Here is a 22,141-nt window from a genome sequence, read left to right as displayed (position 1 = left end):
CCTGGATGGACGACACCGATCAGGCCCTCGAATCGGCTGCGCGCCGGTGGGTTGCACAGCGCCATCGTTTCGAGGACCGGCAGCACCTCGCGCCCGACAGGCGTCGCCATGATCCGGCAATTTGGCGCTCTCTTGCGGAGCTGGGTTGGTTCGCGGTCGCCACCTCCGAGACCCACGGCGGCTTCGGCCTGCGCCCGTCGTCCATCGCCCTGCTCTGCCAGATCGCGGGAAGCGCATTGCTCACGGAGCCGCTGCTGAGCTGCGGCGTACTCGCACCGCAGCTGATCGAAGCGCTGGGCGACGCCGCGCAAAGGTCGAAGTGGCTGCCTGAGATGCAGCAAGGCACCCGCCTTGTGGTTGCCCTGGTCCCACCCGATCAGGTCGTGAGGCCGGGCGTCACGCTCACCGCAGACGGTCGACTGCAGGGCCGCCTCGAGGTGGCGGTGGATGCGGACATCGCCGATGTCCTGCTGATTCCCGCAGATGGCCGGCTCTGGTACCTGCCGGTCTCCGCAAGCGGCGTGCAACGCCAGCCGTATCCGCTGCTCGACGGACGTGGGGCTGCCACGGTGCATCTGGCCGCAGCGATTGCCGAGCCGCTGGCTGACCCCGAGGGTCGCTTTGCCGACGCCATGGCCCAGGCCCGCGCACTGGCGGCCGTCGCGGTAGCGTCGGATTCGGTCGGCCTGATGCAGTCGGCCTTCGATCAGACGCTGGAACATCTGAAGACGCGGCGGCAGTTCGGCATGCCCATCGGCAGCAACCAGGCCCTTCAGCACCGTGCGGTGGATGCATACATCCGGATCGCCGAAAGCCGTGCGGTCATCGACGAAGCCGTTGCCGCCTTGTGCTGCAACGCCCCACCCGTCGAGGCGGCGCGTGCCGTGCATGCTGCCAAGGCGCTGGCCTGCGAGAACGCCCGCAAGCTGACGCAGGAAGCGGTGCAGATGCACGGCGGCATCGGCATCACCGAGGAACACGCGGCCAGCCACTATCTGCGCCGCGCCCGCGTCAACGCGCAATGGCACGGTGCAGAGGACCTGCACCTGGCTGCGTTCGTCCGCGCCGGCGGCGCGCCCACTCCACAGGAGATCTGAATGGACTTTTCCAGCTACACCTGCATCGAGTTCGAGCGCCAGGGTCGCGTGCTGACCATCGCGCTCAACAGGCCCGAGCAGCGCAATGCGGTCAATGCGCGGCTGCACCACGAGCTGTCCCGCGTCTTCACCGACGCGCAACGCGACGAAGGCAGCGACATCGTCGTCCTCACCGGCCGAGGCCGTGCCTTCTGTGCCGGTGGCGACATCGACTGGATGCAGCAGTCCATCGATGAGCCCGCCGAGTTCGAGCGCACCGCCCGAGAGGCAAAAGACATCGTCTATTCGCAGCTCGACCTGGAGAAGCCGCTGATCTGCAAGCTCAACGGGCACGCGACCGGCCTGGGCGCCAGCCTTGCATTGCTGAGCGACGTGATCATCGCCTCCGACGAGGCTCGCATCGGCGATCCGCATGTGAGCGTGGGCCTGGTGGCCGGCGACGGCGGCGCGTTGATCTGGCCGCAACTGGTGGGTTATGCCAAAGCCAAGCGCTATCTGCTGACCGGCGAACTGCTGGGTGCCAAAGAGGCCGAGCGCATCGGTCTGCTCACCGAGGTGGTGCCGCTCGCACAGCTCGACGGCGCCGTCGACGCCTTGGCATCCCAGCTGGCATCGGGCGCCACCAAGGCCATCCGCTGGAGCAAGATCACCGCCAACCTGCCGTTGCGCCAGCTGTTCCACAGCTACTTTGATGCCGGCGTGGCCTACGAATGCATGTCCAACCTCACCCAGGACCATGCCGAGGCCGTGCGCGCCTTCCGCGAGAAGCGCAAGCCCGTCTTCAGCGGGCGCTGAGCCTGCCTTTGTCGTCCCTGACCTTCCACCGCCACCAAGAGCAATCCGGAGACACACCATGACATCCCTGCATCGCCGCACCCTCTTCAAGCAGGCCGCCGTCGCGGCGACCGTCGCCAGCATGCCGGCCTGGGTCCGTGCCCAGTCCGGGCCGCTGCGCATCGGGCTCATCACGCCGCTGAGCGGCCCACAGGAGTTCATCGGCTCCTACGTGAAGAACGGCGCCGAGATCGCGGTGGAGCAGATCAACAAGGCGGGGGGAATCCTGGGCCGTCAGGTGGCCCTGGAACTGCGCGACGACAAGGCCAATCCGGCCGCTGCGCTCGCGGCGGCACGCGAGCTGCTCGGCGCCGGCATCAACCTGCACACCGGCGGCATCTCCAGCGCCGTGGTGCTTGCGCTGGCGCCGGTGATGCAGCAGGAGAAGGGCGTCTTCATGACCTGCGGCGCGGGTACCGAGAAGATGAACCACGAGAACTACTCGCCCAACGTGTTCCGCCCCGGCGACGCGCCCGATGCACGCACCCGGGCGCAGGCCAAGCTGATGGCACAGAAGTACCCTCAGATCACGCGATGGACGGGCCTGGTGCCCGACCACGAATATGGTCGCACCACCTGGAGCATCTTCGTCGACGCGTTGCTGGAGTTCTATCCGGCACTCACCGGCAAGAAGCCCGAGATCATCGATCCGGTGCTCATGCCTTATGGGGTTTCCGACTACCGCAACTCGATCACCCAGGCACTGCGCCAACCGGCGGACGGTGTCTTCAACTGCACCTATGGCGGCGATGCGATCACCATGTTCCAGCAGGCCCGCGGCTTCGGCCTGATGAGTCGCTACAAGGTCATCTGCGATGCTGCCAACGAGTTCCTCGTCGCGCGCGGACTCAAGCAGCAGCTGCCGGCGCAATGGACGGGCATGCACTACTACGCTGCTGCCAACAAGGGCAACCCGATCAGCGACCGCTTTGTGGCCGACTACACGGCACGCACCAAGGACCCCGAACCCCTGGGCTGGGCCGCAGAAGCGCATGCCAGCCTCTACGCCCTGCTGAAGGCCATCGAGAAAGGCAAATCGACCGACACGGAGGCCGTCATCGCCAACCTCAAGGGCCTGACCTGGGACACCGTGACGGGGCCGCGCACCATGCGCGCCGAAGACAACCAGGCCATCAAGGATGTCGAGCTCGTCTACCTCGAACCGGCCGATGATGCGAAGGGCTACAAGGTCGCCCAGTACGTCAAGGTGGACGGAAAGTCGGTCCTGTTCCCGCCGACCCCGGGCAAGAAGCTGCAGTTGCGCACTGCCTGAGGACGGTCCTGTCATGGCGCTGTCGGACATTGCCACGCTGCTTGTGAACAGCCTGACCTGGGCCATGGCGACTTTTCTCGTCGCCGCCGGCCTCACGCTGGTGTTCGGAACGCTGCACATCCTCAACTTCTCGCACGGCGGCTTTTTCATGATCGGTGCCTACGCGGCGTACTCTCTGACGCAGGCGCTGGGCGGCGCGGGCTCCATCGCCTTCTACCTGTTCGCGTCGCTGGTGGCCGGGGTGGCGGTGGCGCTGCTGGGCCTGGTGGTCGACCGCCTCGTGTTGCGGCGGCTGTCGGGCGTCGACGACGCCTATGTGCTGATCGCCACCTATGCCCTTCTGCTGGTGTGCGAAGGGTCCACCAAGCTGCTGTGGGGCCTCAACTATCACAGTGTGATGCCGCCTGCGGTGCTGGACGGCGCCTGGTTGCTCGGCGACGCCGTGCTCCCGCGCCTGTCACTCTTCATCATCGTGTGCGGTGTCGTGGTGTACCTGGGGCTGGAGGGCTTTCTCAACCGTACGGCGCCTGGCCGGCTCGTCAAGGCGATCGCGGCCGATGCCTGGATGGCCCGTTTGCTGGGCATCCGGGTGCGCTGGGTGTACACCGGCGCGGTGGCGCTGGGGTTTGCGCTGGCCGGACTGGCCGGCGGGCTGCTGTTGTCCAACCAGACCTTGTCGCCGACGCTGGCCAGCGCCTTCGTGATCCAGGCCTTCGGCGTCATCATCATCGGCGGCATGGGCAGCATCAGTGGCGCATTCGTGGGGTCGCTGTTGCTCGGGTTGATCGACGCGGTGGGGCAGTGGGTGCTGCCCGGTCTGCCCGGTCTGCCCTTCTTCCTGGCCATGACGCTGATATTGCTGCTTCGCCCACAGGGCCTCATGGGAAAGGCCCGCGCATGAACGCCGCTTCCGCGCCCGTCAAGCGGGGCGTCGCCATCTCCCGGCGCGACTGGATGGTCCTGGCTCTTCTGGTGCTGGTGTCGCTGCTGGTGCCCGCCGGGCTGAACCGCGGGCTGGTCTTCATCGCCGGCATGATCTGGATCAACGCGGTCTTTGGCCTCGCCTTCAACCTCCTGTTCGGCATGTCGGGTGTGCTCAGCTTCGGCCAGGCGATGTTCTTCGCAGCCGGCGCCTACCTCTGCGCGCTGCTGCTGCAGTCGCAGGCCGTGCCCTTCGTGCTGATGGTGCCGCTGGCCGGGCTGCTGGGTGCGGCTCTGGCCACGGCAGTCGGCATGGTGGCGCTGCGGCGTAGCGAAGGCGTGTACTTCGCCATCCTCACCCTGGCCTTCGCCGAGCTGGTGCATCTGCTGATCGCCAACACCTCGGTGCTGGGCCGGAACGACGGGTTGGCCGGCCTGGCGCGCCCACGTCTGGGCGGAGCGACCTGGGGGCTCGATCTGGCGCAGGGTGACCGCTTCTACTTCGCCATCGTCGTCACATGCGCACTGCTCATTGCGTTCGTGCGCTGGCTGCAGGGGACCCCCTTTGCGCGGGCCCTGCAGGCGCTCAAGCAGGACCCGGACCGCGCGGAGTTCCTGGGCATCCCGGTCAAACGGCATCGGCTGGCAATCTTCGCCATCGCGGGGGGTGTCACGGCTGCTGCCGGTGCGCTGGTGGCGCCCTGGGCCCAGATCGTGACGCCGGAACTGGCGCATTGGTCCAACTCCACCAACCCCATCCTCTACACGCTTCTGGGTGGTAGCGCGTATTTCTGGGGGCCGGTGCTGGGCGCCATCGTTCTGTCGTGCGTGTTCTACGCCACCCGCACACTGGTCGGGCTCTCGGACATGGTCACCGGCCTGCTGCTGCTCGGGGTGGTGTTGTCCTTGCCAGGTGGCATTCTGGGTCTGGTGGATCGGCTGCGCCGCCCGGCGCCGGAACCCCTCACCCTCCCCGCGACCCCTCGAGAGGTCACGCGATGAGCAACCCCAATGCCGCTCGGAAGAGCACACCGCCCCAAGGCGAAACCAAAGGTCGCTTCGCGGCCGCCCGCCTGGAAGCCCTTGGCCTGATCAAGGCGTATGGACGCATCCCCGTCCTGCGCGATGTGAGCCTGACGGTCGAGCCGGGTGAATCGCACGTGGTCATCGGCCCCAACGGTGCAGGAAAGACCACGCTGTTCAAGGTCCTCACGGGAGAGCTCGTGGCCGACCGGGGGCAGGTGCGTTTTGCGGGCGAGGATCTGGGCCGGATGCCCGCCCATGCGCGCGTGCACCGCGGCTTCGGCCGGACCTTCCAGGTGGCCAAGGTCTTCACCGGCCTGTCGGTGCGCGACAACCTGCGCGTCGCTCTGGAGGCGCGGGAGCGCCGGGCCCGGCCGTGGCGCGGCATCTCGCGCGCGACAGCGAGGGGCTTCGAGGATGCGATGCCGCAACTGCTGGCCGACACCGGCTTTGCCGGTCGGCCTGACGTGCCGGCGGGCAGCCTTTCGTATGGCGACCGCAAACGGCTCGAACTGGCAATGGTGCTGGCCCTGCGGCCCACCATCCTGTTTCTTGACGAGCCCACGGCCGGCATGTCGGCTGCAGAGAGGCGGGCCACGGTGACGCTGCTCAATGCCGTGCGGCAGCGCCATCGGTTGTCGATGCTGCTGACCGAGCACGACATGGACGTCGTCTTTGGCCTGGCCGACCGCATCTCCGTACTGCACCACGGTGAGCTCATTGCTTCGGGCACGCCAGCGCAGATCCGCGCCGACGCCCGGGTGCAGGAGGTCTATCTGGGCGCCGAGGAGGACATGGCACATGCTTGAGATCCGTGGCCTGCACGCTTCCTACGGCGACAGCCAGGCGCTGTTCGGTATCGACCTGCGTGTGCCCGCCGGTGCCGGCGTGGCCCTGCTCGGGCGCAATGGCGCGGGCAAGTCGACGCTCATGAAGTCCGTGCTGGACGCGGGCCCGCGCACGCAAGGAGAGTTGCGCTTCAACGGCGTGGCCCTGCAGGGGCAGTCCACCGAGGCGCGCGCGCGGATGGGCCTGGCGCTGGTGCCGGAGGACCGTCGGCTCTTCGCGACTCTGACCGTCCGGCAGAACCTGGAGCTGGCCTGGTATGCCGCGCCCCGTGACCGACCCCGCATGACCGTGGACGCGGTAGTAAAGCTGTTTCCCCTGCTAGCTCCGCTGCTGGAGCGGCTGGGCGATCAACTCTCTGGCGGCCAACAGCAACTCGTGGCCGTCGCGCGGGGCCTGATGGCATCGCCGGCCCTGCTGATGCTCGACGAACCGGCAGAAGGCTTGGCGCCCAAGGTGGCCAACGACCTTGCGCGCGAGGTGCGCGCGGCACGGACGGCGCTGGGCCTGACGGTGCTGGTGGCCGAGCAGAGCATCGCCTATGCGCGGCAGTGCACCGAATACGTGTACCTGCTGGACAGCGGCCAGATCGTCTTCGCCGGCGACTGGGCCGCGTTCGATGCCGACCCGCAACTCAAGATGCGCTATCTGGCCGTGTGAAGCGGCCGCCTGAGGAGATCCGAGGATGAAGACCGACGTGAGCGGCTGGCAGTTGCAGTGGGACGCGGCCCGCGCCCGAGAGTGGTGGGCCGACGGCCGATGGCCTCGCCGCACCGTGGCCGCGGCGCTGCGCGACATGGCCGAGCGCGAGCCGGACCGGGTCACGCAGGTCTGCGGTGGCACGCCGGTGACCGCCGGCGCAGTGTGGTCGCAGGCCCGCGCGCTGGCGTCGTACCTGCAGGCGTCCGGCTTCCGCCCAGGCGATGTGCTGGCCTTTCAGACCCCCAACTGGCACGAAGCGGCTGTCATCGATGTGGCCGCCTGCCTGCTGGGCGTGGTCGTGTGCCCGATCGTGACCATCTATCGCGACAAGGAGGTCGAGCTGATCCTTGCGGACAGCCGTGCCAAGGGCATCTTCATCGCGCCCGAGTTCCGCGGCTGGGACCATGCCGCCATGCTGGAGCGCTTGCGGCCCCATCTGCCCGACCTGGCCCATGTGTGGACCGTGCGTGGCCCGCACGGCTCCGGTCGCGATCTGCGTGAGTTGGTCGCCAATGCCCCGCCGCCCGCGCCGCTGCCGGCCGTGTCCACCCAGGCGGTCAAGCTGGTGCTCTACACATCCGGCACCACCGGGCGACCGAAGGCGGTACTGCACACGCACGACACGCTGATCCGCGCCACGCTGATGTGCGCCCGGCACTGGGGCCTGAAGGCGGGCGACACGACGCTCATGCCGTCGCCCTTGACCCATGTCACGGGCTTCAGCCACGGCATCGAGATGCCCTTCTATGTCGGCACACGCTGCGTGCTGATGGAGCGGTGGGACGCGGCCCGCGCCGCGGACATCATCGAGCAAGAGGGCGTGTGCTTCACCATCGGCGCCACGCCGTTCCTGCAGGAGCTGATGGATGTGGCCGAACGCGAGCGGCGCCGCTTGCCATCGCTACGGCTGTTTCCCTGTGGCGGCGCCGCAGTTGCGCCGGAAGTCATCCATCGCGTGTCGCGCGTCCTCCCGGGGTGTACCGCCTTTCGCGTCTATGGCTCCAGCGAGGCGCCCATGATCACCCTGGGATTCAGCCGTCCCGACCAGGCCCGCCTGGCGGCCGAGACCGACGGCGAGGTGGTGGACTACGAGGTGCGGGTGCTCGACCCTGCCGGCCATCCGCTGCCGCCGGGCGGTGAGGGTGAGATCTGCGCGCGGGGCCCTTCGCTCTTCGTCGGCTATGTCGACCCGCAGCAGACCCGCGAAGCCTTCGATGAAGACGGCTTCTTCCACACCGGCGACGTCGGCTATCTCACGCCCGACAACGCGGTGGTCTTCACGGGTCGGATCAAGGATCTGATCAACCGCGGTGGCGAGAAGATCAGCGCCAAGGAGGTGGAGGATCTGCTGCACCAGCATCCTTCGGTGACGGGCGCCGCAGTGGTTGCCATGCCCCATGCCCGGCTGGGAGAGACCGTGTGCGCCTTCCTGATCCTGCGCGCCGATGCCCCGCAGGAGACATCGGGAATCGAGGCAATGCTGGCGGCTGCGGGTGTCGCGCGGCAGAAGCTGCCCGAGCACTACTTCCTGGTCGGGGAATTTCCCACCACGGCCTCCGGCAAAGTCCGCAAGGATGTACTCCGTGCCCAGGCTCGGGAGGGCGCCCCGCCCCTTCACAGCCAACCCCCCGCGCGGATGGCCGATTCGGGAGATGTCAAGGCGTAGCGCCGACGCTGGCCGCCCTACCCCACCCGGCTCGCAATCAGCACCGCATTCGTCCCGCCGAACGCAAAGGCGTTGGACATCACATGCCGGATGTCGCCGTTGGCGCGTGGCGCCAGGCCGTGCACGAGGTCCACGCCCAGGGTGGAGTCGGGCGCGGTGGCGCTGGCGGGCAGCTGGCCGAGTTCCATCGCGCGCAGGGCGCACAGCAGTTCGATGGCCCCGCCGCCGCCCATGATGTGGCCGTGCAGCGCCTTGGTGGCACTCACCGGCACACCGCGCGCACCGAAGATCTCGGCGAGCGTGGCGGCCTCGGCGGCATCGCCGGCGACGGTGCCGGTGCCGTGCGCATTCACATGGCCGATGTCGCTGGCGGCCAGACCGGCGTCGGCCAGCGCGGCGCGTACCGCGCGCACCTGGCCTTCGCTGTTCGGGTTGCTGATGTGGCTTGCATCGCAGCTGGTGCCGTAGCCGGCCAGCAGCGCCTGCACATCCACGCCGCGGCGTTCGGCCGAGGCGACCGATTCGATGATCACCGCGCCCGCACCCTCGCCCAGCGCGAAGCCCGCACGGTCGGCCGAGAAGGGCCGGCAGGTGTGGGCGGCATGCGCCTCCAGCGGCGCCAGCACGCGCATGGCCTGCCAGCTGGCAATCACGCCCGGCGTCAGCAGGGCCTCATGACCGCCGGCGATGGCCACGTCCACCCAGCCGCCGCGCACGGCCCGCATGGCCTCGCCGATGGCCACCGCCGACGAGGCGCAGGCGCAGGCGTAGCCCACGGCCGAGGCGCGTGCGCCGAAGGCCAGCGCAAGCTCGGCCACGGCCGCATTGGGCATGGTCGTCAGCACCGTGGTGGGCCGCAGGCGGCGCTTGCGGCCGTAGAGCTGCTCGGTGGACTGGTCGAAGCTGCTCGCGCCGCCCATGCCCGTGCCCCAGAACACGCCCAGGCGCTCGGGCGCCGGCTGGCGGCTGCTCTCGAACAGGCGCGACTGCTCCGCGGCCTCGAAAGCGGCGCTGAGGGCCATCGCCGTGCCGCGGTCGAGCGTCACGCCCGAAGGTGCGCGGCTCTTGCGCTCGTCGAACTCGCTGCAGGCCGCCACGCCGACGGTGAAGCGCTCCACCCCGTCGATGACGACTTCGCGCGGTGCGATGGCGCACTGGTTGGCGGCCAGCGCCCGGTCCAGGGCCTGGACGCTGGTGCCCAGCGGGCTGACCAGGCCCAGACCGGTGATGGCGACGGGCGTGCTCACAGCGTCACCTCGGCCTGGCCTGCGTCGAGGGTGCTCATGCGTGGGCCGGCGTGGCGCCGCCGGTCTGCTGCTGTGCCATGTGCGCGTCGATGGCGTCGCACAGGTCGCCCAGGGTGATGCCGGCCTCGCGCGGGTCCAGCCGCTCCTCGGGCAGCCGCAGCTTGAGCGCGTCCTCGACCGAGAAGATGAATTCCATCAGTGCCAGGGAGTCGAGGCCCAGGTCGGCCAGCGGCACCTCGGGGCGCAGCAGGGCCGGGTCGCAGCGGTGCTCTTCCTGGGCGATGCGGGCGATGGTCTGGAAGGTGGTCGACGGCATGGATCAGCTTTGGTTGGAGGTGGAAGGGGCGCGGCCTTCGGCCACGGCGCGGGCGAACTCGATCGTCTCCTCGGCCACCTGGCGGCGGTCGTTGTCGATCGAGATCATGTGGTAGCTGTTCTCGAGCACCACCGTGTGCAGCGGCGCATGCTTGAGGCCCTGGGCGAGCAGGTCGATGTTGGACAGGCTGGCCACCTCGTCCTCGCGGGCATGCAGGGCCAGCACGGGACAGCGCACGCGGTCGAGGCTGCGGCGCACGGCGCGACGAAGACGGTCGTATTCGCGCAGGTGGGCCACGCCGATGGCGGCACAGCCGGCGCGGGAAATCTGGCGGTCCTTGAGCTCCTGCTCGATCCATTCGCGCACGCGCTGGTTCTTGACGCCGTAGGGCGCGCGCTCGCGGTAGCGCCACAGGCGGCCCAGCGGCGTGTACAGGGCCAGCGGCAGCAGCCAGCGGCTGCGGCCCACGCTCCAGCCGTCCATGCGCAGCGTGGTGGACATCAGCACCACGCCGGCCGCGGCCTGCCCCAGCCGCGCCACGGCGGCCAGGGCCAGCGCGGCGCCGGCCGAGATGCCGGCCAGCAGCACGGTGCCGTACTGCTGCTTGAGCTGCGCGAACTCGGCGCACACCCGGTCCACCCATTGGTCGAAGCCGGTGCTGCGCTGGCCGTCGGCATCGAAGGAATAGCCCGCGATGTGGGGCGCGCTCACATGCCAGCCGCTTCGGCGCAGCGAGGACTGCAGGTGCAGCAGTTCGTCGGCGGTGCTGCACAGGCCGGGCAGCAGCAGCACGGCGCCGCGCACGGGGGACGCAGCAGCGTCGGACAGGAAGGATGCGGTCATCGTCGGCTCCACGGACCCCTGCCTCGTGCGGGCGGGCCATCCGTCGTTGGGGCCGCAGATTACGCAGCGCTGCCTGAAGAAAGTCCCAAGAAATCCTGAAGACTTCTTCAGGCGGAAAACGGGCCTGCAAAGGCATACTGCCTGCCCCATGTGCCCGCCATTGCCCATTCCCGATGCGCATCCTCCTGGTTGAAGACGACCGCAAGGCCGCCCGCGTGCTGGCGCGCGGCCTGCAGGAGGAGGGCTTCGTGGTCGACGTGGTCCATTCGGCCGAAGAGGCGGACGAAGAGGCCTTCGTCACTGCCTACGGCCTCATCGTGCTCGACCGCATGCTGCCGGGCCAGGACGGCCTGGGTTGGTGCCGCGACCTGCGCGAGCGCGGCGTGACCACGCCCGTGCTCATGCTCACCGCCCGCGATGCATTGGTCGACCGCGTGGAGGGCCTCAACCTCGGCGCCGACGACTACCTGACCAAGCCCTTCGCCTTCGACGAACTGCTGGCGCGCGCGCGGGCGCTGCTGCGCCGCTCGGACCTGGCCCGACCCTCGGTGCTGGTGGTGGGCGCGCTGCGGCTCGATCCGCTCAGCCATGCCCTCACCGGCCATGGCCAGCCCATCGACCTCACGCAGAAGGAGTTCGCGCTGCTGCACATCCTGATGCGCCATCCGGGCGAGGTGGTGAGCCGTGCCCGCATCGCCGAGCAGATCTGGAAGGACGACCTGCTCGCCATCGACAACCTCATCGACGTGCACATGGGCAACCTGCGGCGCAAGCTGGAGGGCATCGCCGATCCTTCCATCGTCACCGTGCGCGGGCGCGGCTTCCGGCTGGACGTGGGGGCCACCGCATGACCATGCTGAGCTTCCGCCGGCGCCTGGCCATCGTGCACTTCGCCGTCGTCTCGCTGGTGATGGCGGTGGTGGCGGCCGTGGGCATCTGGGCCTTCTCGACCGACCTGCGCGGCGACCTGGACGACGCCATCCTGGCGCTGGCCGAGCTGGAGTCCGGCATGCTGGCCGTGGCCGAGCCGGGCACGCCCGCCGTCGTGCACGAGGCCGCGCGCAACCGCGGGCCTTCGTATGCGCGGGTGGATCGCCTGGTGCAGGTGGTGGACAAGGACGGGCAGGTGGTGGCGCGCAGCGCCAACCTCGGCTCGGCCACGCTGCCGGTGCCGGCGGACCTGCGGGCCCAACTGGTCGGCGGCGGCCCGCTCTACGAGGACCTGGAGCGCTTTGCCGGTGAACCCACGCGGGTGGTGTCGGTGCCGGTGCCCAACCGGCCCGACCTGATGGCCGTGCAGGTCGCCGCCTCGCTGGAGGACCTGAACCACGCGGTGGCCAGCGCCGGCGTCATGATGCTGCTGCTGACCGTGGTGCTGATCCTGGCACTGGGCATCGCGGGCGAGCTGCTCACCCGCCGCGTCTTCAATGCCATCGACGACATCGTCGAACAGGCGCGCCGCATCGGCCAGCGCAACCTGGCCAGCCGGCTGCCGCACCCCGGCGTGCCGGACGAGATCGGGCGGCTGGTGGACACGCTCAACGAGATGCTCGACCGCCTGGAGCGCGGCATCGAGGCGCAGCGCAACTTCACGGCCGATGCCTCGCACGAGCTGCGCTCGCCGCTGTCGCGCCTGCGGGCCGAGCTGGAAATTGCGTTGCGCCGCCCGCGCGATGCCGCCAGCTATGTGGAGACGCTGCATTCCGCGCTGGACGAGGTGGAATCGCTCACCCTGCTGGTGGAGGAGCTGCTGGTGCTGGCCCGCCTGGATGCCGGCCAGGAGCGCGGCGAGATGGAGTCGCTGTCGCTGGCCGACCTGGTGCGCGAGACCATGCGGCGCATGGCCCCGGTCGCGCGCCAGCGCCAGGTGGTGCTGACGGTGAGCGAGGGGGCCGACCTGCAGGCCGTGTCGGCCCGCGTGCCGGTGCAACTCGCGCTGACCAACCTGATCGACAACGCCATCAAGTACTCGCCGCAGGGCGGTGCCGTCAACGTGAGCCTGCTGGCCGATGCGGCGGCCCGCGAGGCCATCGTGCGCGTGACGGACGACGGCCCCGGCATCGAGCCCAGCGACCTGCCGCACCTGTTCGAGCGCTTCTACCGCGGCGCCCGCGCCCGGGAGGCGGCGGCCGGCCTGGGCCTGGGCCTGTCGCTGGCGCAGGCCGTGATGCACGCCCACGGCGCCCGGCTGGAGGCGGGCAATGCGCCGGGTGGCGGGGCGCGCTTCGACCTGCGGCTGCCGATGGTGGCGGCGGGCTGAGTACGCCGTTGGCCGCCATGGTCCCTGCAGAGGCAGCCCTGCCGACGCTGCGGTCCTTGCGCGCGGCCATGGCGGTGGCCGCGCACGGCAGCACGACCGCCGCAGCCGGGGCGCTGCACCTGTCGCAGCCCACCGTGGCGCGCGCCATCGCGCAGATGGAAGCGGCGCTGGGCCTGCGCCTCTTCGAACGCAGCCGCCACGGCATGCGGCCGACCGCGCAGGGCGCGCCGCTCTTCGCGCGCATGCGCGAGACCCTGGCCCACCTCGCGCGTGCGGATGCAGGGCCCTGGCGGACGGCGGTCGGCGGCGGTCGCCTGGCCGCCCAGGTGAGCGAGCGCCAGCTGGACGTGGTGGTGCTGCTGGCCACCGCCGGCAGTCAGCGCCGCGCGGCGTCGCGGCTGGGCATGGCGCAGGCCTCGGTGCAGCAGGCACTGGCGCAGGTGGAACACCTGGCGGGCGAGCCGCTGTTCGACCGTCTGGCCGGCGGCCTGCGCCCCACCAGCCGTGGCGCCTGGGTGGCCCACCATGCGGCGCTGGCGTTGCGCGAGATGCAGGCGCTGGCCGAAGATGCCGCAGCCGCCCGCGGTCGGCTGCGTGGCCGCCTGGCCATCGGCACGCTGCCCTACTCCACCGGCGCCGTGGTCTCCGCGGCGCTGCAGCACGTCAGTGCGCGCTGGCCCGAGTTGCAGCTGTCGGTGGTGGACGGTACCTACGACACCTTGCGCAGCAGCCTGCAGCAGGCGCAGATCGACATCATGGTGGGCGCCTTACGGCCCCAGGTGCCAGCGGACCTGCGACAGGTGCAGCTCTTCCATGACCCGCTGGCGTTTCTGGTTCGCGCCGGCCACCCGCTGCTGACGCGTCGCCGGATGCGCCTGGCCGACCTGGGGCGTGCCCAATGGGTGTTGCCGATGGCGGGCTCGCCCGCCTGGGAGGCGCTGGCCCGCGCCTTCGATGCCCACAACCTGCCCGCCCCGAGCGGCGTGCACATCAACAGTCCGGCGCTGATCGCGACGTTGCTGCAACAGAGCGACCGGCTGGCGGTGGCGCCGCCGAGCCAGTGGCACGGCGAGCTTCAGGCCGGGCTGCTCGCGACGCTCCAGGTCGCGCTGCCGCATCCGCCGCGGGCCATCGGCTTCACCGTGCGCACCGGCTTCGCGCCGACCCCCGCCCTCGCGGCGTTCCAGGAGGCGTTGGCCGCCGCGGCGGCCCCGCGACGGTGACAGGCAGAACGCATGGAAAGGGGCGCACGCGCATGGTTGCGCGCTGCGCTGGAGGGCATCCTGCGACGCTCGGGCTGGAGCCCGCATCGACAGGAGACGACATGATCCCAGGCAACACCGGGCGCACACAGCCGCCCGCACAACCCGGCCGCCGGCGGGCCCTGGCCACGGCGCTGGCAGCCAGCGCCCTGCCCTGGCTGCCCTGGGCCGCGCGGGCGCAGTCCGCATCGAAGGGGCCGGTGCGTGTCATCGTGCCGCATCCGCCCGGCGGGCCGGCCGACCAGATCGCGCGGATCACCGCGCAGGGCCTGCAACAGGCGCTCGGCACGCCCTTCCTGGTCGACAACCGCCCGGGCGGCGGGGGCATGCTCGGTGCCCAGGCCGTGGCCCAGGCGCGGCCCGACGGCGAGACGCTGCTCGTCAACGCCTCGGTGCACGTCACCTATCCCGCGCTGTTCAAGCATGTCGGCTTCGACGTGATCGAGGACTTCGCGCCCATCACGCAACTCACCCGTGTGCCAATGCTGCTGCTGGTGAATCCGCAGCTGCCGGTGCGCGATGTGCGGGGCCTCATCGCCTATGCCAAGGCGCATCCGGGTGCGCTCTCCTTCGGCTCCTCCGGCAACGCGGGCGCCGCCCATCTGGCGGGCGAACTGCTCAAGCAACTCGCGGGCGTCGACATGGTGCACGTGCCCTACCGGGGCGCCGCGCCCGCCCAGACCGACCTGATCGGCGGGCAGATCCAGGTGATGTTCGACTCGGCCTCCTCGTCGATGCAGCAGGTGCGCGCGGGCCGGCTGCGGGCGCTGGCGGTGACCTCGCAGGCCCGCATGGCGATGCTGCCGGACCTGCCGACGATGGTCGAGTCCGGGCTGCCGGGCTATGTGCTGACCAACTGGTACGGCCTGTGGGCACCCAGGGGCACGCCCGCCGCCATGGTGCATCCGCTGCAGGCGGCCACGGCCCGTGCGCTCCACACGCCCGAGGTCGAGGCGCAGATCCGCCCGACCGGCGCGGAGGTGGTGGCCAGCACGCCGGAAGAATTCGCCCGCTTCGTCGTGGCGGAGAAGGCGCTCTGGGCGCAGATCGTCCTCAAGTCGGGAGCCAAGCTTGACTGATGCGCCCACCACCCCGTCGCAGCCGTCCCGTCCCTTGCTGCTGCTGATCCCGGGCCTGCTGTGCGATGAAGCCGTCTGGGATGCCCAGGTGCAGGCCCTGGCACCGGTCGCCGACTGCGTCGTCGCCCGGCACGGCGCAGCCGACACTATCGAGGACATGGCCCGGCAGGCGATCGCGATGCTGCCGGCCGGGCAGGCTTTCAGCGTCGCCGGCCACAGCATGGGCGGCCGCTGTGCGCTGGAGATCTGGCGGCAGGCGCCCCACCGCGTGCAGCGGCTTGCGCTGCTGGATACCGGCTACCAGGCGCGCCCCGCCGGCGCGACCGGCGAGGCCGAGGCCACCCAGCGCATGGCGCTTCTGGCGCTGGCCCGGGCGGACGGCATGCGCGCCATGGGCCACCAATGGGCCCGAGGCATGGTGCATCCGGCGCGCTGGGATTCGCCGGTGTTCGCGCGGATCCTGGACATGATCGAGCGCTTCACGCCCGCCCAGTTCGAGGCGCAGATCCGCGCCCTGCTCCAACGGCCCGACGCCACGGACCTGATGGCCGGCATCCGCGTGCCGACGCTGCTGCTGTGCGGCCGCGAGGATGGCTGGAGCCCGCTGTCGCGCCATGAGGAGATGCAGCGCCACATCCCCGGTGCGCAGCTGGTGGTGGTGGAGGAATGCGGGCATATGAGCACCATGGAGCAGCCGGGGGCGGTCGCAGCCGCGCTGGGGCGATGGCTCCGATGACCCCGTTCCAGGTGCCCGCTGGGTCGGGTCTTGTGGTGAGCCCGGACCTTGTCTGCGCCGCGGCGCTCAGAACGACCAGCGGGCGCTGATCCTCGCGCTGCGCGGCTCCATCGGATGGATGTGCCGGCCTTCGATGCCGCCGCTGCCGCATTCGCCCCGCGCCAGCTCGCCGGCCGTGCACGACGCATAGAAGTACTCGATGTCGTTGCCCTTGCGTCGGGTGAGGTTGAACCAGTCGAGGCCCAGCGTCAGGTGGCGGTTGACGGCATAGCGGGCACCGAAGTTCAGCAGGGTGGTGGACCTGGAGCGGACGCTGTCCAGCGTGTCCAGCGCGCGCGGCCCCAGATACCGCAGGCGCAGCGATGCGGTGAGCGGGCCATCGGTGTAGGTCAGGCCGGCGGCCAGGACGCGCTCGACGGCGTTGTCGATGAAGTTGCCTTCGCCTTCGGGCGCGAGGCCGCGAAAGCGCGCACGCGACAACGCGGCGTCGGCCTCCAGCCGCCAACGTCGATCGACCTTCCATCGCAGCGTGGCCTCGATGCCCCGCCGGGCGCTGGCACGGCCCGGCTCCGTAGTGCCGGCGTCGCCGACATAGACCAGCTCGGAGTCCAGCCGGAGTTGCCAGAGCGCGACCGTGGCGGTGAAGTCGCCATCGGGCTGGAAACGCCAGCCGATCTCGGCCCCGCGGCCCTTGACCAGCGCCGGCACCCGCTCGGCCGGCAGGCCGCTCTGCGGATCGAGCTGGATGGTGGCGCCGCGCACGTCGTTGCTGTGGAAGCCGACACCTGCATTGAGGTAGAACTCGTGCGCGGGGGTCATCGTGAAGGCCAGCCCGGCCTTGGGACTCGCCAGCGCGTCGTGGCCGCGGCCGCTGTTCACCGGGCCGTAGATCGGCTCACGCCCATCGACCGTGTAGCGCAGCAGGTCGCCGCGCATGCCCACATAGCCCCGCAGGCGCTCGGTGAAGTTCACCAGTTGCTGCCCGTAGATCGACATCAGGTCCTGGGACACCCTGTCGTTGCGCACCGTCGCCGTGCGCTGACGCGCCACGGTGTCGTAGAGGCCGACCTCCCCGATGCGGTCGCCGCGCCACTGCGCGCCGAAGCTCAGGATGCCGTCGAGCCCGCCCAGCCGGTTCGGCAGGCTGTGCGACGCCTGCGCACCGAAGATGCGCCGCCGGTCGGTCTGCTCGAACTGATCGCCGGTGTCGGGCCGGTCCAGGAAGTAGGTGAAGTCCGAGAACAGGTCGAAGCGGTAATCGATGGCATAGGCGCTGATCTGCGTGTTGCCCTGCGGGCCGTTCTCGAACCACTTGCCCGACAGGCTGAGGCGACGCGTCCTGCCGCCGTCCGTGGGGTCGAGCGAGCCGAAGCGGGACAGCTCGCCGCTGTCGACCAGCCGCTCAGGAATCTGGTCGGTCGAATTCCAGCGGCTCTGGTAGGCCATGCCGGTGATGCTCAGGCCGCGCGTGGGCGATCCCTGCGAATAGCGGACCACGGCATTGGCCTTGCGCAGCCGCTCGGGCGTGTCCCAGGGGCCGTCGTTGCCCTCCAGTTCCACGGCGCCGAGCCAGGTCTGGTCCGCAACCGTGCGCGAGCCCGCGGCGAGCAGCCGCCGGAAGTTGTGGCTGCCGAGCGTGACTTCCGCGAAGGGGGCCTCGAGTGCGCTGACGTAGTCCAGGGAGGCGCTGCCGGCCAGCGAGAAGTCGCCGCTGTCCACGAAATAGGGGCCCTTGCGGTAGCGAACGCCCGACACGAGGTCGGGGATCAGGAAGTTGAGGTCGGCGAAGCCCTGGCCGTGTCCATGCGTGGGCATGTTCACCGGCATCCCGTCGACCGTCACCGCGAAGTCGGTCCCATGGTCGAGGTTGAAGCCCCGCAGAAAGTACTGGTTGGCCTTGCCGTCGCCGGAGTGCTGGGTGGCCACGACGCCGGGGACGGCTTCCACGATGTCGCCCGGCCGCAGCTTGGGACGGGCCTGGAACGAGGCCTTCTCGGCCGCGCCCTCGCTGGCGGAGTCGGCGGTGCCGATGGCCGCATCGCGTGGGCCCCGCACCGACACCTCGGGCAGGTGGCCGTCCTGGCCCCAGGCCGGCACGCCGGTGAGGAGCGCTGCGACAGGCAATGCGGCGCAAGGGAGAAGGAATGTGCGCAAGGGTCTTCCTCTGGCAGTGACGCATGGCCCGGGACGCATCAGGGCGCACGCCCTGCAAGCCGGTCCAGCGTGAACTCGAAGCACGCGCCACCCGAAGGCAGGTTCTGCGCACGCAGCAGTCCGCCGTGGCGCTCCACGATCCCGTAGCTGATGGACAGGCCCAGCCCCGTCCCCTTGCCCACCGGCTTGGTCGTGAAGAAGGGTTCGAAGATGCGGGACAGATGGGCGGGCGAAACGCCGGGACCGTTGTCGGCCACCCGCAGATGCGCATGCGTGTCGGACGTGACGATCTCGATGCGAACCTCCGGCGCCTGGCCTGACTGTTCGGCCGTGGCATCGAGTGCGTTCTGGAGCAGGTTCATGACGACCTGCTGGAGCTGTCCCGCATTGCCATGGATCCAGCAGGGTGCCCCTCGCCGCCAGTCCAGCTTCAGGCCGCTCGGCGCGCCCTTGGTGACCCAGAGCACGGCGCGGTCGACCACCTCGTTCAGGTCGATATCCTGGCGGGTCTCGGGATCGATGGCCGAAAAGCGTTTCAGGCCGTTGACGATGTCGGCCGTGCGCTGCGCGCCTTCCAGCGTGCCTTCCAGCAGCGACGGCAGGTCGTCCAGGATGTGGTCGACGCGCAGCCTCGTGCGCATGGCCTGGCGTTCGTCGGCGTCGCGGCCCTCGTGCACGGCCTGCAGGTAGTCGCGCAGCCGCTCGCTGTAGCGGCTCAGGGCGTGCACGTTGCCGAGGACGAAGCTGATGGGATTGTTTAGCTCGTGCGCCACGCCCGCCACCAGTCGCCCGAGCGAGGCCATCTTCTCGGAATGCAGCAGCTGCTGCTGCGTGCGCTTGAGCGCCTCGTGGGCGGTGCGCAGCTCCTCGTAGGCGCGGCGGATCTCGGCCGTCGGGCGGGCCACCAGCACGGTGCCGACGCGGCGCTGCGACGCCGCGAAGCGCGGCGTGCAGTTGGCATCCACCGGCACGCCCTCGCCGCCCGCACCGCGCAGGTTCAGCTCGATGGATTCACCGCGCCGGGTTGGGCTGCGGTTGGCCATCACCGAACGGGCTGCGGCCACACTCGTCTCGTCGGCCAGCAGGTCGTACAGCGAGGTGCCGCGCAACTGCTGGTCACTGCGGCCCACCAGCTCGCACAGCGCGGCGTTGGTCTCCTCGATCAGCCCCTGGGCATCGCAGACGACCAGCACGTCCGACATCGCCGACAGCACGCTGAAGATGAACTGCTGCGACTGCTCCAGCTCGGCGTTCTTCTTCTCCAGCTCGATCTCGTCGGTGACCAGCTGGGAATAGACCTCGTCCATCTTCTGGATCACGTCGACCCAGGCGGCGTCGTCCATGCCTTGCGGAGGCAGGGGCGGTGGCGTGTCCGTGCGGCGGGGGCGAGGCATCAGTGCACCGTGCAGACCATGCAGGGGTCGAAGGAGCGCACGATGTGCTGGATGGCCACCGGCGTGGTCTCGCCGTCCTGCACCGGCGCGTCGACCAGGGCCTGTTCCAGGGCGCCGGGCGTGCCGGCGGCGTCGCGCGGGGAGAAGTTCCAGCTGGTCGGCGCCACGATCTGGTAGTTGGCGATCCGGCCGCCACGCACCTGCAGCCAGTGGCCGAGTGCGCCCCGTGCGGCCTCGTTCAGGCCCATGCCTTCGCCCTCGTCGGGCAATGCCGCGGGCACGCAGTAGGGCTCGCCGGGCTGCAGCGCCTGCAGCCAGCCCTCGATGCGAGGCACCACGCGGGCCAGCTCCAGCACGCGGGCCAGCACACGCGTGAACACGGTGCCGCCATGGCGGCGCACGGCATCGTGCACCAGCGCATGGCCCGCGGCGAGCTGGCGGGCGATGGCGCCGGTCTCCACGACCTGGCCGGCCAGGCGCGGCGCCTTGTTCCAGGTGTAGGCACCGGGCTTGTCGGCGTCGGGCTCGGTCAGGCCCGAACGCGGGTGGCGAGGGCCGCCGGCGTCCAGCAGCCAGGCATGCGTGGCGTCCTCGGTGATCGCGGCCGTGTCCAGCGGCTGCAGGGCGCCGAGCGTCGCATCCCACAGGCCGGCCGCGAAGCCGTGAGTGCCGTCGGGCTGCGGATATGCGCCATAGCTCAGGTAGCGCCCCGGGCCGGGTCCGAGGGCAGCGAGCACCGGATCGAGCATGGCGCTGAGGAAAAGGCGGAAGTCGCCGCGCGCGGGCTGGTGGGCGTGCCAGGTCCACAGGGCCTCCTCGTCGGGCAGCGCGTCGAAGGCTTCCAGCGTGGTGCCGCCGAAGAGCTCGCGTTCCAGGAAATTCCGGAACTCGCGCACCCGCGCCAGCAGCCGGGTGCGCTCGGCGGGCTCGATGGCCCGCGACGAGCCGCCCGGCTCCAGGCTCTGGGTGTGGGGCCATTTGCCGGCCAGCGTGCCCAGCAGCTCGAACCAGCGCTGGCGCGCCGCGATGGCCTTTCGCACCTGCTCACCGCGCCCGGCGGTGAAGCGCTCCACCGCCTCGGCATGCCAGGGGCGGCCGGCATAGGCGGCGCGCGTGAAGTCGGGCATGAAGAACAGGTAGAAGTGGGTCAGGTGGTCGGCCAGGTTCTCGATGGCGAGGATCGTGTTGGTCACGTGGCGGCCGTTGGGCGGCATCGCCGCGCCGGCCAGGTCGGCCAGCGCATGCGCCGCGGCGACCGACTGCGAGACCGAACAGATGCCGCAGATGCGCGGCACGAACACCAGCGCATCGTGTGGCGACTTGCCGCGCAGGATCTGCTCGAAGCCCCGGTACATGGGTGCATTGACGTGGGCTGCGCGCACACGGCCCTCGGCAATGTCGAGCGTGACCTCGAGGTCGCCCTCGACGCGGTTGAACGGTCCGACGAGAAGCCGCGTCATGCGTTCACTTCAGCCGTGTCCGGCGGATGGCCGGCGTGACGACGCGGTGGTCGGCCGTGGCGTTGAGCTTCACGCGCCGGGGCGTGGCCGACTTGGACAGCGAGGCCAGTGCGACGAACCAGGCCTTGGGCATGTCGGTGGGCAGGCCGATGGGGATGCCGGCGATCTTGGGCGTCTCGTGGAAGGGATGCCCGGGCTCCTGGAAGCCGGGCTCGGTGCAGGCGATGCAGGCATAGCCGCCACGCGTGCAAGAGCCCTCCCCGTTCCACAGCCGCGTGTTGCAGTCCGCATGCACCTGCGTGCCCTTGCAGCCCATGTGCTCCATCATGCAGCCGAGGTCGGAGGGCTTCTCCGCGCTGGCCTTGAACTCGTAGAACTCGTTGCGGGTGCAGCCGTGGTGGACCAGCTGGTCGGCATACAGCCGCGGCCGGCCCAGCGCGTCCAGCGCATCGGCCGTCAACTCGCCCGCGGCCATGGCCATCAAGGTGTCGATCACCCATCCGGGATGGGTCGGGCACCCGGCCACGTTGACCACGGGCAGGCCCTCGCGAGACCGGAAGCCGGCGCCCAGCAGGCCGCCGATACGGTCGTCTTCGTACTGCAGGCCACAGGCATCGGTCGGATTGGCGCCGCCCGCCGTGATGCCGCCCCAGGCCGCGCAGCTGCCGATGGCCGCGACCACGCCGGCCCGCTCGGCCAGGCGCTGGACCCAGTGGATCATCGGCAGGCCCGTGCCCGCCAGCACATGGAAGCGCCCCGTGCCGTTGGGGCCGCGCAGCAGCGCACCTTCCACGCACAGCGCATCGAGCCGCACCCGGCCTTCCAGCACGTCGTCCAGGATCGCCACCACGTCGCCGCCCGTCTCCAGCGACAGCGAGGGATGCCACAGCAACCGGATTCCGGCGTCGCGCAGCAGCCCGTGGAAGTCCGTGGTGTCGGCGCACAGCAGCGACATGCTGCAGCCGCCGCAGCCGCCCGACTGCAGCCAGAGCACGTTGAAGGGGTCGGTTTGCGTCATGTCGGTCTCC

The 22,141-nt window shown here is 70.3% G+C and carries 20 protein-coding genes; 13 read left to right on the top strand and 7 right to left on the bottom strand.

What is annotated here, in order from left to right; all coding sequences use genetic code 11:
- Nucleotides 1-5: 5 nt before the first annotated feature.
- Genes KBC94_RS16065 through KBC94_RS16030 form a run of 8 tightly spaced genes read left to right on the top strand, consistent with a single transcriptional unit; the run spans nt 6 to nt 8,362 of the window.
- A complete protein-coding gene (locus tag KBC94_RS16065) occupies nt 6-1,097 on the top strand; it encodes an acyl-CoA dehydrogenase family protein (protein WP_294372125.1) in 1,092 nt (363 codons plus the stop codon).
- Complete coding sequence (locus tag KBC94_RS16060) at nt 1,098-1,892, top strand: enoyl-CoA hydratase-related protein (protein ID WP_294372123.1); 795 nt, start codon at nt 1,098-1,100, stop codon at nt 1,890-1,892.
- Between the two features lie 58 nt (nt 1,893-1,950).
- Nucleotides 1,951-3,204 (top strand): ABC transporter substrate-binding protein, encoded by a 1,254-nt coding sequence (locus KBC94_RS16055; RefSeq protein ID WP_294372120.1) that lies wholly within the window; start codon nt 1,951-1,953, stop codon nt 3,202-3,204.
- A 13-nt stretch (nt 3,205-3,217) separates the two neighbouring features.
- A complete protein-coding gene (locus KBC94_RS16050; protein ID WP_294372119.1) occupies nt 3,218-4,105 on the top strand; it encodes a branched-chain amino acid ABC transporter permease in 888 nt (295 codons plus the stop codon).
- Complete coding sequence (locus KBC94_RS16045) at nt 4,102-5,127, top strand: branched-chain amino acid ABC transporter permease (protein WP_294372116.1); 1,026 nt, start codon at nt 4,102-4,104, stop codon at nt 5,125-5,127. Before KBC94_RS16050 ends, KBC94_RS16045 begins: the two co-directional genes overlap by 4 nt.
- Nucleotides 5,124-5,957, top strand: a complete 834-nt coding sequence (locus tag KBC94_RS16040) for an ABC transporter ATP-binding protein (protein ID WP_294372114.1) — start codon at nt 5,124-5,126, stop codon at nt 5,955-5,957. Before KBC94_RS16045 ends, KBC94_RS16040 begins: the two co-directional genes overlap by 4 nt.
- Nucleotides 5,950-6,654 (top strand): ABC transporter ATP-binding protein, encoded by a 705-nt coding sequence (locus tag KBC94_RS16035; RefSeq protein WP_294372112.1) that lies wholly within the window; start codon nt 5,950-5,952, stop codon nt 6,652-6,654. The genes KBC94_RS16040 and KBC94_RS16035 overlap by 8 nt, the downstream gene beginning before the upstream one ends.
- 25 nt (nt 6,655-6,679) lie before the next feature.
- A complete protein-coding gene (locus tag KBC94_RS16030) occupies nt 6,680-8,362 on the top strand; it encodes an AMP-binding protein (protein ID WP_294372109.1) in 1,683 nt (560 codons plus the stop codon).
- Nucleotides 8,363-8,379: 17 nt separating this feature from the next.
- Here KBC94_RS16030 and KBC94_RS16025 read toward each other — a convergent pair whose 3' ends face one another.
- The 3 genes from KBC94_RS16025 to KBC94_RS16015 are packed head-to-tail and all read right to left on the bottom strand — an operon-like array spanning nt 8,380 to nt 10,768.
- Entirely contained in the window at nt 8,380-9,609 is a 1,230-nt protein-coding gene (locus tag KBC94_RS16025) for a beta-ketoacyl synthase (protein WP_294372106.1), read from the bottom strand.
- A gap of 34 nt (nt 9,610-9,643) precedes the next feature.
- Nucleotides 9,644-9,925, bottom strand: a complete 282-nt coding sequence (locus KBC94_RS16020) for an acyl carrier protein (RefSeq protein WP_294372103.1) — start codon at nt 9,923-9,925, stop codon at nt 9,644-9,646.
- A 3-nt stretch (nt 9,926-9,928) separates the two neighbouring features.
- The gene (locus tag KBC94_RS16015; RefSeq protein WP_294372097.1) at nt 9,929-10,768 is read right to left on the bottom strand and encodes an alpha/beta fold hydrolase; all 840 of its coding nucleotides are present in this window, start codon (nt 10,766-10,768) and stop codon (nt 9,929-9,931) included.
- A 173-nt stretch (nt 10,769-10,941) separates the two neighbouring features.
- Here KBC94_RS16015 and KBC94_RS16010 point away from each other — a divergent pair, with 173 nt between their 5' ends.
- From KBC94_RS16010 to KBC94_RS15990, 5 genes are all read left to right on the top strand, one after another.
- Complete coding sequence (locus tag KBC94_RS16010; protein ID WP_294372094.1) at nt 10,942-11,619, top strand: response regulator transcription factor; 678 nt, start codon at nt 10,942-10,944, stop codon at nt 11,617-11,619.
- Nucleotides 11,616-13,028 carry an ATP-binding protein gene (locus KBC94_RS16005; protein WP_366934719.1) on the top strand — a complete coding sequence of 471 codons (1,413 nt, stop codon included), beginning with the start codon at nt 11,616-11,618 and terminating at the stop codon, nt 13,026-13,028. Before KBC94_RS16010 ends, KBC94_RS16005 begins: the two co-directional genes overlap by 4 nt.
- Nucleotides 13,029-13,045: 17 nt before the next feature.
- On the top strand, nt 13,046-14,251 hold the full coding sequence (locus tag KBC94_RS16000) for a LysR family transcriptional regulator (RefSeq protein WP_294372091.1): 1,206 nt from the start codon (nt 13,046-13,048) through the stop codon (nt 14,249-14,251).
- Between the two features lie 101 nt (nt 14,252-14,352).
- Nucleotides 14,353-15,369, top strand: coding sequence for a tripartite tricarboxylate transporter substrate binding protein (locus KBC94_RS15995; RefSeq protein ID WP_294372089.1), 1,017 nt, complete (start codon nt 14,353-14,355; stop codon nt 15,367-15,369).
- Complete coding sequence (locus tag KBC94_RS15990) at nt 15,362-16,105, top strand: alpha/beta fold hydrolase (RefSeq protein ID WP_294372084.1); 744 nt, start codon at nt 15,362-15,364, stop codon at nt 16,103-16,105. Before KBC94_RS15995 ends, KBC94_RS15990 begins: the two co-directional genes overlap by 8 nt.
- Before the next feature lie 66 nt (nt 16,106-16,171).
- On the opposite strand, the gene KBC94_RS15985 is transcribed toward KBC94_RS15990, so the two are convergent.
- From KBC94_RS15985 to KBC94_RS15970, 4 genes are read right to left on the bottom strand one after another with little or no spacing between them, the layout of a single operon-like run.
- Nucleotides 16,172-18,259: a TonB-dependent receptor gene (locus tag KBC94_RS15985; protein WP_294372081.1), complete on the bottom strand. Its 2,088-nt coding sequence runs from the start codon at nt 18,257-18,259 to the stop codon at nt 16,172-16,174.
- A 38-nt stretch (nt 18,260-18,297) separates the two neighbouring features.
- Complete coding sequence (locus KBC94_RS15980; RefSeq protein WP_366934718.1) at nt 18,298-19,602, bottom strand: ATP-binding protein; 1,305 nt, start codon at nt 19,600-19,602, stop codon at nt 18,298-18,300.
- Between the two features lie 50 nt (nt 19,603-19,652).
- Nucleotides 19,653-21,113 (bottom strand): nickel-dependent hydrogenase large subunit, encoded by a 1,461-nt coding sequence (locus KBC94_RS15975; protein ID WP_294372076.1) that lies wholly within the window; start codon nt 21,111-21,113, stop codon nt 19,653-19,655.
- A 4-nt stretch (nt 21,114-21,117) separates the two neighbouring features.
- Nucleotides 21,118-22,131: a HupU protein gene (locus tag KBC94_RS15970; RefSeq protein WP_294372073.1), complete on the bottom strand. Its 1,014-nt coding sequence runs from the start codon at nt 22,129-22,131 to the stop codon at nt 21,118-21,120.
- Between the last annotated feature and the right edge of the window lie 10 nt (nt 22,132-22,141).

This window comes from Pseudacidovorax sp. (genome assembly GCF_017991995.1).
Taxonomy (GTDB): Bacteria; Pseudomonadota; Gammaproteobacteria; order Burkholderiales; family Burkholderiaceae_C; genus Xenophilus.
This window is presented reverse-complemented; position numbering and strand designations above follow the sequence as displayed.

Bases quoted from the DNA above. Each gene is read 5' to 3' on its own strand.
- KBC94_RS15975 (WP_294372076.1), bottom strand. From the start codon at position 21,113: ATGACGCGGCTTCTCGTCGGACCGTTCAACCGCGTCGAGGGCGACCTC.
- KBC94_RS15970 (WP_294372073.1), bottom strand. From the start codon at position 22,131: ATGACGCAAACCGACCCCTTCAACGTGCTCTGGCTGCAGTCGGGCGGC.
- KBC94_RS16015 (WP_294372097.1), bottom strand. From the start codon at position 10,768: ATGACCGCATCCTTCCTGTCCGACGCTGCTGCGTCCCCCGTGCGCGGC.
- KBC94_RS16035 (WP_294372112.1), top strand. From the start codon at position 5,950: ATGCTTGAGATCCGTGGCCTGCACGCTTCCTACGGCGACAGCCAGGCG.
- KBC94_RS16030 (WP_294372109.1), top strand. From the start codon at position 6,680: ATGAAGACCGACGTGAGCGGCTGGCAGTTGCAGTGGGACGCGGCCCGC.
- KBC94_RS16005 (WP_366934719.1), top strand. From the start codon at position 11,616: ATGACCATGCTGAGCTTCCGCCGGCGCCTGGCCATCGTGCACTTCGCC.
- KBC94_RS16010 (WP_294372094.1), top strand. From the start codon at position 10,942: ATGCGCATCCTCCTGGTTGAAGACGACCGCAAGGCCGCCCGCGTGCTG.
- KBC94_RS15980 (WP_366934718.1), bottom strand. From the start codon at position 19,602: ATGGACGACGCCGCCTGGGTCGACGTGATCCAGAAGATGGACGAGGTC.
- KBC94_RS15995 (WP_294372089.1), top strand. From the start codon at position 14,353: ATGATCCCAGGCAACACCGGGCGCACACAGCCGCCCGCACAACCCGGC.
- KBC94_RS16020 (WP_294372103.1), bottom strand. From the start codon at position 9,925: ATGCCGTCGACCACCTTCCAGACCATCGCCCGCATCGCCCAGGAAGAG.
- KBC94_RS16000 (WP_294372091.1), top strand. From the start codon at position 13,046: ATGGTCCCTGCAGAGGCAGCCCTGCCGACGCTGCGGTCCTTGCGCGCG.
- KBC94_RS16050 (WP_294372119.1), top strand. From the start codon at position 3,218: ATGGCGCTGTCGGACATTGCCACGCTGCTTGTGAACAGCCTGACCTGG.
- KBC94_RS16060 (WP_294372123.1), top strand. From the start codon at position 1,098: ATGGACTTTTCCAGCTACACCTGCATCGAGTTCGAGCGCCAGGGTCGC.
- KBC94_RS16045 (WP_294372116.1), top strand. From the start codon at position 4,102: ATGAACGCCGCTTCCGCGCCCGTCAAGCGGGGCGTCGCCATCTCCCGG.
- KBC94_RS16065 (WP_294372125.1), top strand. From the start codon at position 6: ATGGACGACACCGATCAGGCCCTCGAATCGGCTGCGCGCCGGTGGGTT.
- KBC94_RS16055 (WP_294372120.1), top strand. From the start codon at position 1,951: ATGACATCCCTGCATCGCCGCACCCTCTTCAAGCAGGCCGCCGTCGCG.
- KBC94_RS16040 (WP_294372114.1), top strand. From the start codon at position 5,124: ATGAGCAACCCCAATGCCGCTCGGAAGAGCACACCGCCCCAAGGCGAA.